The 14,102-nt window shown below is 73.7% G+C and carries 10 protein-coding genes and 1 other RNA gene; 2 read left to right on the top strand and 9 right to left on the bottom strand.

Features of this window, described 5'->3' with window-relative positions; all coding sequences use genetic code 11:
- Positions 1–151: 151 nt before the first annotated feature.
- The 5 genes from ssrA to ftsE form a co-directional block, all read right to left on the bottom strand.
- Positions 152–533, bottom strand: a transfer-messenger RNA (tmRNA) gene (gene ssrA / locus ACWGJO_RS38225).
- A gap of 86 nt (positions 534–619) precedes the next feature.
- Positions 620–1,096 (bottom strand): SsrA-binding protein SmpB, encoded by a 477-nt coding sequence (gene smpB / locus ACWGJO_RS38230; RefSeq protein WP_387694888.1) that lies wholly within the window; start codon positions 1,094–1,096, stop codon positions 620–622.
- Positions 1,097–1,140: 44 nt separating this feature from the next.
- On the bottom strand, positions 1,141–2,277 hold the full coding sequence (locus ACWGJO_RS38235) for a S41 family peptidase (protein WP_452190247.1): 1,137 nt from the start codon (positions 2,275–2,277) through the stop codon (positions 1,141–1,143).
- Between the two features lie 113 nt (positions 2,278–2,390).
- On the bottom strand, positions 2,391–3,302 hold the full coding sequence (gene ftsX / locus ACWGJO_RS38240; protein WP_452190248.1) for a permease-like cell division protein FtsX: 912 nt from the start codon (positions 3,300–3,302) through the stop codon (positions 2,391–2,393).
- 77 nt (positions 3,303–3,379) lie between these two features.
- Positions 3,380–4,069 (bottom strand): cell division ATP-binding protein FtsE, encoded by a 690-nt coding sequence (gene ftsE, locus ACWGJO_RS38245; RefSeq protein ID WP_030059730.1) that lies wholly within the window; start codon positions 4,067–4,069, stop codon positions 3,380–3,382.
- 351 nt (positions 4,070–4,420) lie between these two features.
- Here ftsE and ACWGJO_RS38250 point away from each other — a divergent pair, with 351 nt between their 5' ends.
- Positions 4,421–4,615 (top strand): hypothetical protein, encoded by a 195-nt coding sequence (locus ACWGJO_RS38250; protein ID WP_359904255.1) that lies wholly within the window; start codon positions 4,421–4,423, stop codon positions 4,613–4,615.
- Positions 4,616–4,682: 67 nt separating this feature from the next.
- Here the strand turns inward: ACWGJO_RS38250 and prfB are convergent, their stop codons facing one another.
- The 4 genes from prfB to ACWGJO_RS38270 all read right to left on the bottom strand — a co-directional run bounded on the left by prfB (position 4,683) and on the right by ACWGJO_RS38270 (position 10,478).
- A complete protein-coding gene (gene prfB, locus ACWGJO_RS38255) occupies positions 4,683–5,795 on the bottom strand; it encodes a peptide chain release factor 2 (protein ID WP_452190249.1) in 1,113 nt (370 codons plus the stop codon).
- Positions 5,796–5,888: 93 nt separating this feature from the next.
- On the bottom strand, positions 5,889–7,142 hold the full coding sequence (locus ACWGJO_RS38260) for a serine/threonine-protein kinase (protein ID WP_452190250.1): 1,254 nt from the start codon (positions 7,140–7,142) through the stop codon (positions 5,889–5,891).
- 197 nt (positions 7,143–7,339) lie between these two features.
- Positions 7,340–8,503 carry a GH12 family glycosyl hydrolase domain-containing protein gene (locus ACWGJO_RS38265; RefSeq protein ID WP_452190251.1) on the bottom strand — a complete coding sequence of 388 codons (1,164 nt, stop codon included), beginning with the start codon at positions 8,501–8,503 and terminating at the stop codon, positions 7,340–7,342.
- A 31-nt stretch (positions 8,504–8,534) separates the two neighbouring features.
- Positions 8,535–10,478 carry a serine/threonine-protein kinase gene (locus ACWGJO_RS38270; RefSeq protein ID WP_452190252.1) on the bottom strand — a complete coding sequence of 648 codons (1,944 nt, stop codon included), beginning with the start codon at positions 10,476–10,478 and terminating at the stop codon, positions 8,535–8,537.
- A 379-nt stretch (positions 10,479–10,857) separates the two neighbouring features.
- Between ACWGJO_RS38270 and ACWGJO_RS38275 the strand changes: the two genes are divergently transcribed.
- Positions 10,858–13,695 carry an FtsK/SpoIIIE domain-containing protein gene (locus tag ACWGJO_RS38275; protein WP_452190253.1) on the top strand — a complete coding sequence of 946 codons (2,838 nt, stop codon included), beginning with the start codon at positions 10,858–10,860 and terminating at the stop codon, positions 13,693–13,695.
- The last annotated feature ends 407 nt before the right edge of the window (positions 13,696–14,102 follow it).

Below are 14,102 nucleotides of genomic sequence, written 5' to 3' on the forward strand. Positions count from 1 at the left end.
TAAATACCCCTCACATAGCTCCGCCTGCGTCTTTTGTTTATACGACACAGACCCCCCCCCCCCCCCCCGGGGCCGCGCGGCCCGGCAACGAAAAAAAATCCCCGGGCGGGCCCCCGGGGAGCGGAGGACGGCCCTTCGAGTCAACATGGGGTGGTGGAGATGCCGGGAATCGAACCCGGGTCCAGTGGAGTTAATTCAGGGCTTCTCCGAGCGCAGTCCGCTGTGCTTTTCTCGGCCCTGGCAGTCACACGGACAAGCCGCCAACAGGCCCAGCTGCTGTTTGATTTCCCATCCACCCCCGCAGCCCGGGCGGACGGTTGAGTTCCCTAGATTATGCCAGGGTCCGGGTCGGGAACTCCCCGGTCTGACACCCAAGCGCTATCGGTGCTTATTAGGCAGCGAGAGCGAACTGCTGGGAATCGCGCTTAGTGTTGGCGATTATTTTTTTGCGACACGTGGTTTACGAGATCATTGCCGCGTTCCTCGGCTCGCTTCACCTGTTTCAACATCCCCTGTCGAAACCGATCATCCCCATGTTTTGTTGAGAAACAGCTCGGACGGTCATCGTCCGTGTTGCTGGCGCCATAGTACGCGAGGCGACGGGTGAGGGTCCAGCGGATTAACCCTGGCGTCGGCGGGCCGCCGCCACCGCGCGGGCCGTCTCGCGGGTGTCCTGCTTCTCGCGGAGCGTCTGACGCTTGTCGTAGAGCTTCTTGCCGACCGCGAGCGCCAGTTCGAGCTTCACCCGGCCGTCCTTGAAGTACAGCGAGAGCGGGACCAGGGTGTGGCCCGCGTCGCGGACCTTGGTCTCGATCTTCTGGATCTCCATCCTGTGCAGCAGCAGCTTGCGCTTGCGCCGGGCCGCGTGGTTGGTCCACGTCCCCTGCATGTACTCGGGGATGAAGACGTTGTCGATCCACGCCTCGTGGTTCTGGATGTACGCGTAGCCGTCGACCAGGTTGGCCCGCCCCTCGCGCAGCGACTTGACCTCGGTGCCGGTGAGCACCAGGCCGCACTCGTAGGTGTCGAGGATCGTGTACTCGTGTCGCGCCTTCTTGTTCTGCGCGATCAGCTTCTGTCCGGTTTCCTTTGCCATAACCCGGTCATTCTCGCACTTCGGGGCCGGATGGGGCAGCTGCTTTAGGCACGGGTGCCGAGCCCCGCGAGGACCCGCAGGGCGAGCTCGTCGGCCTCCTCCCCCGAACCGGCCGGGACGTCGGGGGTCAGGCCGGTACCGTCCGGGGAGCGTCCGGCCGGGGTGTAGTAGCGGCCGACGGTCAGCTCCAGCACGGCGCCGTCGGCGAGCCGGCTGGGCTGCTGGACGGTGCCCTTGCCGAAGGTCCGCGAGCCCACCACCACGGCGCGGCTGCGGTCCTGGAGGGCCCCGGCGAGCAGTTCGGCGGCGCTCATCGTGCCGCCGTCCACCAGCAGCACCAGCGGGGTGCGCTGGTCGCCGCCGGGCGGGGCGGTCAACTCCCTGGTCTCGCCGCGCTCCTGGTACGAGCCGACCGTTCCGCCGTCCAGGAAGATCCCGGCGGTGCCGGCCGCCTCGTCGACCAACCCGCCGGAGTTGCCGCGCAGATCGAGCACCACACCGGTGTGCGGGGCGCGCAGCGCGGCGCGCACCTGGTCGGCCACGCCGCTGGTGAAGGCGCGCACGGTCACCCGCAGCACGCCCTTGCCCAGCTGCTCCGCGGTGACCTGCCGACTGTCCAGAAGCACGCGCCGCAGCCGCAGTTCGCGCTCCTCCGCCCCGCCGCGCCGGACCGCCAGGGTGACCTCGGAGCCGGCCCGGCGCTCCTCGCCCCGGCCGCGCAGCCGCGCGACCACCTCGGTGACCGGCAGGTGGTCGGCCTGGTCCTGACCGATCCGCACGAGCCGGTCGCCGGGGGCGATCCCGGCCGCGGCGGCCGGGCCGCCGGGGGTGACCTGGGAGACCTCGGTGACGCCGTCCTGGCCGCGGCCGACCGAGAGGCCGACGCCCGGGTAGCGGCCGTCCAGGCCCTGGCTGAACTCCGCGTACTCCTGGGCGCTGTAGTACGCGCCCCAGCGGTCGCCGCCGGCCGCCAGCAGGTGCTCGGCCTGCTGCTCCGACAGGGTGGCGCCGGCCGGGTCCGCCGGGAGTCCGCCGGTGGCCCGGGCGGTGTCGGCGGAGGACCGGTGCGGCGGGTCGCCCGGGTCGCCCCAGGCGCCGGTGGCCGCGCCGGCCAGCAGCACGGCGCCGAACACCAGGCTGAGCACGGTCACCTGGCGGGCCCTGCGCGGAGTTTGCAGCATGGCACCGGAGTGTAGACAGCGCCGCGCGCGGGACGAACCGCAACGGTGGACCGCGGAACGCCGACGGCCCCGTACGGCGCAGTGCCGTACGGGGCCGTCGGGCCTGCGGGAAATCAGACCTTGAGGTACTTGCGCAGGGTGAAGAAGGCCGCGACGCCGGCCATGCCCATACCCACCACGATCAGCAGCGGTATCACCGCGAGCACCGAGCCGAGCCCGATGAAGTGGATGAACTGCACCCGGTCGGCCAGCCAGTTCTGGACGAAGAAGTGCCCGCCGACCAGCAGTCCGGAGGCCATCGCCGCGCCCAGCAGCGCCGAGAAGGCCGCCTCGGCGATGAAGGGCATCTGGACGTAGAAGTTCGAGGCACCGACCAGGCGCATGATCCCGGTTTCGCGCCGCCGGCTGTACGCCGACACCCGGACGGTGTTGACGATCAGCAGCAGGGCGACGAACAGCATCAGCACCATGATCACGAAGGCCGCCGTCTGGAGGCCGTTGAGCAGGCCGAACAGGTTCTCCAGGATCTTCCGCTGGTCCTCGACCGACTTGACGCCGGGCTTGCCGGCGAAGGCGCTCTGGATCACGTCGTACTTGGTCGGGTCGTTGAGCTTGACCCGCCAGGACTGCGGCATGGCGTCCGGACCCAGGACGGAGATGAGCGGGTTGTCCGGGTTCATCTCCTTCCAGTGCTTGTACGCGTCGGGCGAGCTCTCGTAGGTGGACGACTGGACCACCGAGGTCATCTTGTCCAGCTGGTCCTTGATGTCCTGGACCTGCTGGTCGGTGGCCGCGCCCTTGTCGCACTGGGGCGAGTTGCGGGCGTCCGCCTTCGTACAGAAGTAGATGCTCACCTCGACCTTGTCGTACCAGTACCCCTTCATGGAGTTCACCTGGTCGCGGACCAGGAGCGAGGAACCGGCGAGGGCGAGGGAGAGCGCGACGCTGACCACGACCGCGATGGTCATGGTCAGGTTGCGTCGGAGACCCACACCGATCTCCGACAGGACGAACTGGGCACGCATGCGGGAAACACTCCAGGGTCGGTACTGCTCTGGTCTGGCGGGTCGGGCCGGCGGCCCCACGGGTCAGCGCTGGTCGGTCAGTGCTGGTATCCGTAGACGCCGCGGGCCTGGTCGCGGACGAGCAGCCCCTTGTCGAGTTCGATGACGCGCTTGCGCATCTGGTCGACGATGGCCTGGTCGTGGGTGGCCATCAGCACCGTGGTGCCGGTGCGGTTGATGCGGTCGAGCAGCTTCATGATGCCGACCGAGTTCTGCGGGTCGAGGTTGCCGGTGGGCTCGTCCGCGATGAGCAGCATCGGACGGTTCACGAAGGCGCGGGCGATGGCCACGCGCTGCTGCTCACCACCGGACAGCTCGCCCGGCATGCGGTCCTCCTTGCCGCCGAGGCCGACCAGCTCCAGCACCTCGGGCACCACCTTGTTGATGGCGCTCTTGGGCTTGCCGATCACCTCCAGGGCGAAGGCGACGTTCTGCGCGACCGTCTTGTTCGGCAGCAGGCGGAAGTCCTGGAAGACGGTGCCCAGCTGGCGGCGCATGTGCGGCACCTTCCAGTTGGACAGCTTGCCGAGGTCCTTGCCCAGTACGTGCACCGCACCCGTGCTGGGACGCTCCTCGCGCAGGCACAGGCGCAGGAAGGTGGACTTTCCCGAGCCGGACGAGCCGACCAGGAAGACGAACTCACCCTTCTCGATCTCCAGCGAGACGTTGTCCAGGGCGGGACGATTCTGCTTGGGATAGGTCTTGGAGACGTTGTCGAATCTGATCACGGCTGCATCACGGAGGCCATCCTAGGCGGCGCCAGTCCTCGGTCGGTCCGCCCCGGAGGCCCGGTCCATGGGCGGGCGAAAGGAGCGCGGTGGGCTGCTCCCGGTCTGGGACCATACGCGAATCGGCGACCGGTCCGCAGGGGCCGCCCGTGACAACGCCCGGACTCTGCGGGAGAATGTCCGCTTATGCCCCGAATATTGCGAGGCATCTCACAGCCCGGAAGCCGGAACTGCCGGAACCTGGCAGAGTGGAGGGGAGCGACCGTGTCACGGCCGCTCCCCCGTACAGGGCAGTGCATGGAACCAAAGCCCCGTCCGGTGCGTTGGCTGTAGCAGCGAGGAGGAGATCGCATGACCTGCGACCATCTGGTGTGCGCCAACTGCAACGGCCGCGTCAGCGACGGGCGTTGCCCGGTGTGCCGGGCCAACCGGGCCCGGCTTCAGGAGCAGCAGAGCCCGTTCGCCGCGCTCTCCCCCGCGATGCTGCTGGCCCTGCTGGCCGGACTGCTCGCGGTGGCGCTGATCGCCCGGCAGGCACTGGCCTGACGACCCACGACGCGTACGACGAAGGGCCCCGACCGCTGCGGTCGGGGCCCTTCGTCGATGTCGGCCATTACTCGGCGCTGGTCTCGCGCTGCTTGCGCCAGCGGATCCCGGCCTCGATGAAGCCGTCGATGTCGCCGTCCAGCACGGCCTGCGGGTTGCCGGCCTCGTACGCGGTCCGGACGTCCTTCACCATCTGGTACGGGTGCAGCACGTAGGAGCGCATCTGGTTGCCCCAGGAGCTGCCGCTGTCCTTGAGCGCGTCCATCGCCGCCTTCTCCTCCTGGCGGCGCCGCTCCAGCAGCTTGGCCTGGAGGACGTTCATCGCGGACGCCTTGTTCTGGATCTGCGAGCGCTCGTTCTGGCAGGAGACCACGATGCCGGTCGGGAGGTGCGTGATGCGCACCGCCGAGTCGGTGGTGTTGACGCCCTGGCCGCCGGGACCGGAGGCGCGGTAGACGTCCACCCGCAGCTCGCCCTCGTCGATGTCGACGTGGTCGGACTGCTCGACGACCGGGAGGACCTCGACGCCGGCGAAGGAGGTCTGCCGGCGGCCCTGGTTGTCGAACGGCGAGATCCGCACCAGGCGGTGGGTGCCCTGCTCGACCGAGAGGGTGCCGTAGGCGTACGGCGCCTTCACGGTGAAGGTCGCGGACTTGATGCCGGCCTCTTCGGCGTACGAGGTGTCGTACACCTCGGTGGGGTACCCGTGCCGCTCGGCCCAGCGCAGGTACATGCGCATGAGCTGCTCGGCGAAGTCGGCGGCGTCCACGCCACCGGCCTCGGCACGGATGTTGATCAGCGCCTCGCGGGCGTCGTACTCGCCGGACAGGAGGGTGCGGACCTCCAGCTCCTCGACGGCCTTCTGGAGGGCGACGAGCTCGGTCTCGGCCTCGGCGCGGGTGTCCGCGTCGTTCTCGGCCTCGGCGAGCTCGAACAGCACGCCCAGATCGTCGATGCGGCTGCGCAGGCCCTCGACCCGGCGCAGTTCGCCCTGGAGGAAGGAGAGCCGGCTGGTCACCTTCTGCGCGTTCGCGACGTCGTCCCACAGGGTGGGGGCGGCTGCCTCCTCCTCCAGGACCGCGATGTCGGCCCGGATCTTGTCCAGGTCGAGGACGGCCTCGATCGACCCCATGGTCGTATCGAGGTTCTTGAGCTCTTCGGAAGGATCGACGGCTGCCACGCCCCCAGGGTAATGGTTCCGGGAGTGGTCATGACGACACCCCCGGCTCCCCGGGGGTCACGGCCGCCGTCACGGCCGCGCCGGCGGCTCCGGCTACGGGGCCCGCGGGCCGGTGCCCGACACCGCCGGACGGGCCGGGTGGCCGCCATCCGGGACGGTGGCCGCGAACGCCGTCCAGGCCGCGGCGGCGCCCGCCAGCAGCAGGACGGTGGCGATCAGGACGGCCAGCAGCCGGCGGCGGCGCAGCAGGGCCTGGCGGTCCCGGCGGTGGCCCGGGGCGGCGCGCTGGGCGCGGGACTCCAGCGCGTACGCGGCCAGCTCGTCGGCGGACGGGCGGCGCAGGCTGGTGTGGGTGTCCCGGGTGGAGTCCGGGGCGGCGCCCGGCACCAGCGGGACGGCCGGACCGCGGCGGCGCTTGTGGATGCCGGGGCCGGCGTCGATCTCGGCGTAGACGGCCTCGCCGGGGGTCAGCTGCTCCTCGACCGGGGCCCGGCCCTGGCCGGGCACGGCGAGCACCGGCAGACCGGCCAGCGAGGGCAGCTGCTCGCGCAGCCGGGAGGCCAGCTCGGCGGCGCGCAGCCGGGAGGCGGGGGCCTTGGCCAGGCACTCGGAGATGATCCGCCACAGCCCGTCCGGCAGGCCGGGGATCGGCGGCACCTGCTCGGTGACGTGCCGGCGCAGCACCGCACCGGTGTGGCCGCCGCCGAAGGGGGTGAAGCCGGCCAGCAGCTCGTACAGCACGGTGGCGAGGGCGTAGATGTCGACGGCGGCGCGCGGCTCCAGGCCCTCGATGATCTCGGGGGCGAGGTAGTCGGGGGTGCCGATGATCCGGGTGGCCCGGGTCCGGCGCGGGGCGTCGACCAGGCGGGCCACGCCGAAGTCGGTGAGCTTGGCGCGCGGGGCGCCGCCCGGGCCGGGGACGGCGGCGAGGTCGAGCAGGACGTTCTCGGGCTTGACGTCGCGGTGGACGATGCCGGCCGCGTGCGCGGCGGCCAGGCCGTCGGCGACGTCGGCGATGATCGAGGCGGCGGTCTGCGGCGGCAGCGCGCCGTCCCGCTCCAGCCGGGAGCGCAGGTCGGTGCCCTGGACCAGCTCCATCACCAGGGCGAGGTCGCTGCCGTCCACCACCATGTCGCGCACGCCGACCACCCGGGGGTGGTCGAGGCTGGTCAGCGCGGTGCGCTCCTGGACGAAGCGGCCGACCAGCACCTGGTCGGCGGCGAGGTCCTCGCGCAGCAGCTTGACCGCCACCGGGCCGTCGGGCCCCTCACCGAGCCAGACCGTGCCGGCCGAACCCCGGCCGATCACCTGGTGGACGGTGTACCGGCTGCCGATCTTGCGTGCCAATGCTGCTCCGTGGGCGGCGCGGGAGCGCTCCGGGGGTCCGGCGCGCTCGGTGGGGCGGGACAACAGCGACCAACCTACGCGCCCGGAGGCCCTGCGCGGGCCGCCCGAGGGGCCCGGAGCGGGAGTCCCGGCCGAGAAATCTCGCCAATTGTCGACATAGCGTCAACATTGCCGCTCCGGGCGGGCCGGGGCCCTGATCAGCTCACCGAGGTCGGGAGCGTCCAGCTCTGCGCCGGGGAGCCGTCGCAGCCGGCCAGGTCGGCGCCGCCGCCCGGCGCGGTGCCGTTCGCCGGGTCGCGCAGGCAGCCCTGGGCACCCTGGTTCCACAGTGCGCCGGCCATCCCCACCAGCCAGACGTGGTACGGCGAGCCGTTGCAGGGGTTGAGCGAGGCCCGGTTGCCGTCGGTGCCCAGGCATTTGCCGCCCAGCCGGACCGTACCGTCGGTCTCCACGCTCCACTGCTGGGCGGGCGAGCCGTCGCAGTCCAGCAGCGCCACCGGTTCCGGGCCGTCCGGGGTGCCGCCGGGCAGATCTGCCAGGCAGCGGCCGCCGGGGGCACCGATCGGGCCCACCGGGCGGCCGGGCCGCACGTCGGTGGAGAACGACTCCGTCCGCAGGCCCGCGCCGTCGCGCCAGACCTCGAAGCCGGCCTCCACCGAGATCAGGTACCACTCCGGCTTGACCACCCCGCGGGCCACCGCGTCCCGGACGAAGGCGCGCAGGTCGAGGTCGGTGACCGAGGTGACCGGCACCTGCGCCTGGTAGGCGACCATCGGCCACTGCCGGCCGTTGGCGGCGATGGTGAGCTGCCAGCTGGTGTAGCCGGTGCCACCGACGACGGCGGTGCTCCCGGAAGGGCTGGCCGAGGCCGGACGGCGGTCCAGCCAGATCATCAGCTCGGCACCGTCCGGCTGGCCGTTTGCGGCCGGAGTGGCCGGGGCCGTGTTGAACCAGAGGTCGTACGCCACGTTGAAGTCGCCCCGGGCGGGCAGCGTGGTGGACCAACTGCTGGTCGCCCGCCCCAGCTCGGAGACCCGGACCGGCAGCGCGCTGCCCGGGGTGCAGGTGCCCCAGTGGCAGCCGTCGAAGATCTCCGGGTAGGCGACCGGCCCGGCCGGCGGGCTCGTGGCCGCCTCGGAGGACAGGACGGTGAACCCGGCCCGGCCGTCGGTGCCGAGGCACTCGCGGGCTCCGCCGTAGTTGTTGTTGTCCACTACGTACCGGCCGCCCGCGACCGGCACGGTCTCGTACTGGCCGCAGTGCGACGTCTCAGCCGCCGCGGCCGGACCGGCCGGCAGCAGCAACCCCGCCATCGCCACCACGACGCCCATCAGCACCGCGCCCGCCCGGCTTCCCCGCATCCCCATCCCCGCTGCCCCCACTCGTCCGGTGTCAGTTCTTCGAGCTGCCCACGAGGCCGTTCACCCAGTCGCGCGCCGAGTCGAACCAGCCCACGACGTTGTCCCAGTACTGCGGCAGCGGCGTGAAGTTCCACAGCGCCAGCCCCGCCACGGCGAGCACCAGCAGCACCATCAGACAGCCCTTGAGGCAGCCGAGCCCCGGGATGTACATCCGGTTGCGGCTGCGCGGACGCGGCTCGCGGGCCGGCGCGGGCTCGCGGCGGGCCGGTGCCGGCGGCTCCTCGCGGCGCTGCGGCGGGGCCTCCCGGTACTGCGGCGCGGGCGGCTCGGCCCGGCGCGGCACCGGGGCGGGCGCGGGCGGGTAGCCGCCCTGCGACTGCCCGTGCCCGGACGGGGCCTGCCGGTAGCCACCGGGCGGCTGCGGACGGCCTCCCTGGCCGCCCTGGCCGCCCTGACTCCGCTGGCCCCCCTGACCGCCCTGGCCGCCCTGGCCGCCCCGGCCCGCCTGGTAGGGCGGCGGGGCCACCGGCGGACGCTGGGCGTAGCCGGGCGGGGGCGGGGACTGGCGGTAGCCGCCGGGCTGCTGCGGCCCGGCGGGGCCGCCCGGGGCGCCCTGGCCCGGCCGGTGCCCCTGGCCGGCGTGGCCCCCCTGGCCGGCCTGGTAGGGCGGCGGGGCGACCTGCGGCTCCGAGTGGTCCTCGTAGTCCTCCGGACCGAAGTAGCCGACCTGGGTCTGCTGGTTGCGGTCCCGCGCCGCACGCAGCTGGGTCTGCCACGGGTGCGGCGTCTCCTCCTGCGGCGGCGCGACGGGCGGGGGCGGCGGCACCGCGACGGGCGGCATCACCCGGGTCCGGTCCGCGGCGCCCTGCGGGGGCGCCGGCGGCGGCTGGGTGCCCATCACCCGGGTCGCCGCGGCCGGGTCGAACGACCCGCCCGGGGTCGGCGGCAGCACCTGGGTGCGGTCCTCGGTGCCCGGGGCCACGGCGCCCGGCATCGTCGCCATCGGTGACATCGGTGACATCGGTGACATCGGCGACATCGTGGTGGGGACCGCGGTCGGCTGCGGGTCCGGCAGCAGCAGGGCACCGACCGCCAGAGCCTCGTCCACCGCCGGCGGGGACGCGTGCACCCCGACGCCGGCCGCGACCACCCGCAGCGCGTGGGCCAGCGAGGTGGCGCCGGGCCGCTGGGCCGGGTCCTTGCGCAGGCAGCGCTCGATCACCGTCCAGAGCGGCTCGGGCATGGTGCTGGGCCGCTGCGGCTCGTGGGCCAGGTGGGCCTGGAGCACGGCGAGCGCGCTGTCCCCCTGGAACGGCTGCCGGCCGGTGACCAGCTCGTACAGCATGATCCCGGCGCCGTACACGTCCACCGCGGAGGTCTGCGGACGGCCCTCGGCGGACTCCGGCGCGACGTAGGCGGGGGTGCCGACGAACTCGTGGGTGCGGGTGACGCCCGGGGAGTCGGCGAGCCGGGCGATGCCGAAGTCGGTCAGCAGCGGGTGCATCCGCTCGGCGCCGTCCACCACGGTGGAGGCGAGCAGCACGTTGGCCGGCTTGAGGTCACGGTGGACGATCCCGTCCGCGTGGCTGGCCGCCAGCGCGTCCGCGACCTGGGCCATCAGCAGGGCGCCGGCGATCGGGCTGAACGGGCCGTTGGCGCGAAGGTAGCGGGCCAGGTCGGGGCCCTCCACCAGGTCCATCACCAGGGCCAGCAGTTCGCCCTCGACGACCAGGTCCCGGACCCGGACGATGTTGGGGTGGGTCAGCCGCAGCAGCAGCGAGCGCTCGCGCAGGAAGCGCATCACCACGTCGGGGTCGGCGGCCAGCTCCTCGCGCAGCACCTTGATCGCCACCCGCTGCCCGGGCGCGCAGCCCGGCACCTGTGCGTCCTCGCGCACCACGCCGCGCCAGACGGTCCCGGTCGCACCCCGTCCGAGGGCCTCCTCCAGCAGATATTTGCTGCCGACTGGCCGCACCTGTCGCACTCCTCGCCGTGCCGCCCGCGCGGGGCGCTCCTCCGCCGGTGCGGTGAGCCTGCCGGGCCCGTGTCTGCGGCCACTCTAACGGTGCCGGTTCGGGTTTTCGGGGTGACCGGTAGGCCATCCGTACGGTCTGGGGAAGGGTTGGGGGACATCCCCTAGGGAAGGTCCCGGGCACCCCGCGAGGAGGCGATCGGCCCTGACTCCCCGTCGCCCCGTCACGGTGTCGATCGCAAGATCGTCAAATCCGGTACCGTGCGCGGACCGTCCTCGACGGATGGCAGGATGGACACTCGCCACTCGTGTGGCCCAACGGTGCCCACGGCACCGGGCAGCGGTACCAGGTTCACATCAGCAGAAGGGACCCGCGGGCGAGATGCAGATCCGGCTGACCGTCCTCCGACCGCGCAGCGGCCCGGCCGCCGCCGGCTCCGCCATCCCCTACGTGGACGTGCTGGTCACCGCGCCCGTCGGCACCGCACTCGGCGCCATCGCGGGTGCGCTCGCCGGCGCCGTGGGCGTGCGCGGGCCACGGGCCGCCACCCACGTGCACCTGTACGCCGGGGCGCACCGGGTCGACGAGCACACCCTGCTCGGCCACCCCCCGCTGCTCGACGGCGCCGTCCTCAGCCTGAACGAGCCCGACCCGACCGCCGACGACCCCGACGACGCCCCCGCCGCCGCCGAACTGCGCGTGGTCGGCGGCCCCGACGCCGGCGGCGTGCACCGGCTGCACGGCCGGGAGATCCGGGTCGGCCGCTCCGCCGAGGCCGACGTCCCGCTCGACGACCCGGACGTCTCCCGGCTCCACCTCTCCCTGCACCTCGCCGAGGACGGCCGGGTCACCGCGCGCGACCTCGGCTCCACCAACGGCACCACGCTGGACGGCCGGCTCGTCCCGCCCGGCCCGCCGGAGGCCGCCGTCCCGCTGGAACCCGGCGCCGTGCTGCGGATCGGCGAGTCCACCCTCCAGGTGACCTCCCCCGACCCTGCCGAGGCCGCCGGCACCGCCCGCGCCGCCCTGCCGGACGGCAACGGCCACCTCCAGCTCGCCGCCCCCGGCCCGGCCCGGCCCGCGCCGCCCGTGGTCGAGCCGCCCACCGCCCCCGAACCGGCCCCCGGCCGCGGCCGCGGCCTGTTCTCCCTGCTGCCCGGCCGCACCGCCGAACCGCCCGGCCAGGAGAGCGCCGAGCGCCACCACGCCGCGGTGCGGCTGCGCCAGACCGCCGCCCAGCGCGAACGTTGGCCCGACCTCGCCACCCTGCTGCTCAACGCCGTCGGCCCCGGCCCCCGCCTCTGGGAACGCGGCCCCGGCCACCCCGACGCGCTCACCCTGCGCCTGGGCACCGCCGACCGCCCCGGCGGCCCCGGCACCACACCCGGCACCACACTGCCCGCCGTCCCGGTCACCCTCGACCTCCAGACCGCCGGCAGCCTCGGCCTCAGCGGCCCGCGCGAGCGCCTGGACGCGCTCACCCGCGCCGTCGTCGCCCAGCTCGCCGCGCTGCACCCGCCGACCGGGCTGAGCCTGGTCGTGGTCGACGCCGACCAGGCCCGCACCGCCGAGGAGCGCGCCGACACCTGGGCCTGGGCCCTGTGGCTGCCTCACCTGCGCCCGGTCGACGGCCAGGACTGCCGACTGCTGATCGGCCTCGACGACGAACAGGCCACCGCCCGGCTGACCGAGCTCACCGCCCGGCTCAGCGGCCCCAGCGGCCTCGGCGGCCACCCCGCGACCGTGGTCGTGGTGGACGGCCGGCCGGCCACCGAAGCCGCCCGCCAGGCACTCGACCTGCTGCTGCGCCAGGGCCCGGCGGTCGGCATCTTCCCGATCTGCCTCGCCGAGCAGCCCGAACTGCTCCCCCGGGGCCTCGGCGCCACCGCCCTGATCACCGGCGAGGTCGGCACCCAGCTCTCGCTGAACCGCCCGGTCGCCCGCGGCCGGGAAGCCCTCCACGAGGTCTCGCTGGACGCCGTCTCGGACGCCTGGGCCGAACGGCTGGCCCGCGTCCTCGCCCCCCTGCGCGAGGCCGTCCCGGCCGCCCGCGGCCCGCTGCCCGACGCACTGCGGCTGCTCGACCTGCTCCAGCTCGACACCGTCACCCCGGCCAAGCTGTCCGCCCGCTGGGAGGCGCACGCCGGCGGCATCGGCGCCGCCACCGCCCTGCTCGGCACCACCCGCGACGAACTCTGCACCCTCGACCTGGCCGACCCCGAACTCACTCTCCCCTCCCCCGACCCGGGCGGCCCGCACCTGCTGATCGGCGGCGCCCGCGGCTCCGGCAAGACCGAACTGCTGCGCACCCTGGTCGCCTCGCTCGCCGTCTCCGAACGGCCCGAGCGGCTGACCGTCACGATCATCGAGGGCCGGGCCACCCCGGAGGGCCAGGACGGCCTCGACGGCTGCACCGACCTGCCGCACGTCACCGGCCGGGTGAACGCCGCCGCCGACCCGCGCGCCGCACTGCTCGCCGCCGAGGCGCTGGAGGACGAACTCGCCCTGCGGGAGCGGCTGTTCGACGGGCTGGACTTCGCCTCCTGGCACGCCGCACGGATCCTCGACGAGCAGGGCCTGGACGGGCGGGAGGCGCACGCGGAGCACCCCAGGGTCCCGGTGCCCGCCGCCGTCGGCGGCGGCGCCGCCACCACACCCCGGATCATCCCGCCGCGCAGCGCGGAGGGCCCCCGCCCGACCGGACCCGCCGCGGCGCCCGCCCGGCTGGTCGTCGTCGTCGACGACTACGACGCGCTGCTCTCCCCCACCTCCGCCGCCGGCCGCCCGCTCACCCGCGCGCTGGCCGCCGTCGCCCGCCGCGGCGGACCGCTCGGCGTGCACCTCGCCGTCGCCACCGGCCGCCCGGAGGAGAGCGCCGGCACCGAGGTCGACGAGGCCGCGCTGCTCCGGATCGCCCTGCGCACCGACGACCCGGCCGACTCCGACCTGCTGATCCACCTCGGCGACGCGGCGGCCCTGCCCGAGGACACCCCCGGCCGCGGCTACCTCCGCCTCCCGGACGGCGGCGTCACCGCCTTCCAGACCGCCCGGATCAGCGGCCGCATCCCGCGCACCGCCACCCTGCGGCCCACCGTCGTCGCCATAGACCCGCTCCAGCTCGGCGCCCCGCCGGCCCGCCGCCCGGTCCGCGAGCTCGGCAACGGCCCCACCGACCTCGCCCTCCTCGCCAGCGCCCTCCAACGCGCCGCCGCCCGCTGAGGCTCCGGGCGCTCGCCCAGGCCACGAAAGCAACGGCGGCCCCGGCCAAGTTTGGCCGGGGCCGCCGAAACCACAGCGGAGTCCGTTCCCGGCGCCCCAGAGTCTGCTTACGCTTCGCCAACGCCGAAGTGGCAACGGGTGTGCAGGAAGTCGGCCTGGCCGACTTCCTGCGTGGGGAGTCCAGAACCCCCACGCCCCCAACACCAGGACGCCCTCACCTGGAATATCCGCAAAGACGACAAGGTCCGGGCGGGACAAGCCGGACCAGCGGCAACAGGTCCAGTGACCGATCAATGAAGTTGGGCGGGCCTGGCCAAGCTTGGCCAGGCCCGCCGGAACCACCACCAAGCAGCACTCGCGTCGCCTCACCATCCGTTGCCGCTTCGGCAAGGCCAAGCGGCAACGGC

The organism is Kitasatospora sp. NPDC054795, from assembly GCF_053611565.1.

What these genes read in the sequence shown, in the direction of transcription:
- smpB (WP_387694888.1), bottom strand. Translation starts at nt 1,096, where the DNA reads ATGGCAAAGGAAACCGGACAGAAGCTGATCGCGCAGAACAAGAAGGCG.
- ACWGJO_RS38265 (WP_452190251.1), bottom strand. Translation starts at nt 8,503, where the DNA reads ATGCGGGGAAGCCGGGCGGGCGCGGTGCTGATGGGCGTCGTGGTGGCG.
- ACWGJO_RS38275 (WP_452190253.1), top strand. Translation starts at nt 10,858, where the DNA reads ATGCAGATCCGGCTGACCGTCCTCCGACCGCGCAGCGGCCCGGCCGCC.
- ACWGJO_RS38250 (WP_359904255.1), top strand. Translation starts at nt 4,421, where the DNA reads ATGACCTGCGACCATCTGGTGTGCGCCAACTGCAACGGCCGCGTCAGC.
- ftsX (WP_452190248.1), bottom strand. Translation starts at nt 3,302, where the DNA reads ATGCGTGCCCAGTTCGTCCTGTCGGAGATCGGTGTGGGTCTCCGACGC.
- ACWGJO_RS38235 (WP_452190247.1), bottom strand. Translation starts at nt 2,277, where the DNA reads ATGCTGCAAACTCCGCGCAGGGCCCGCCAGGTGACCGTGCTCAGCCTG.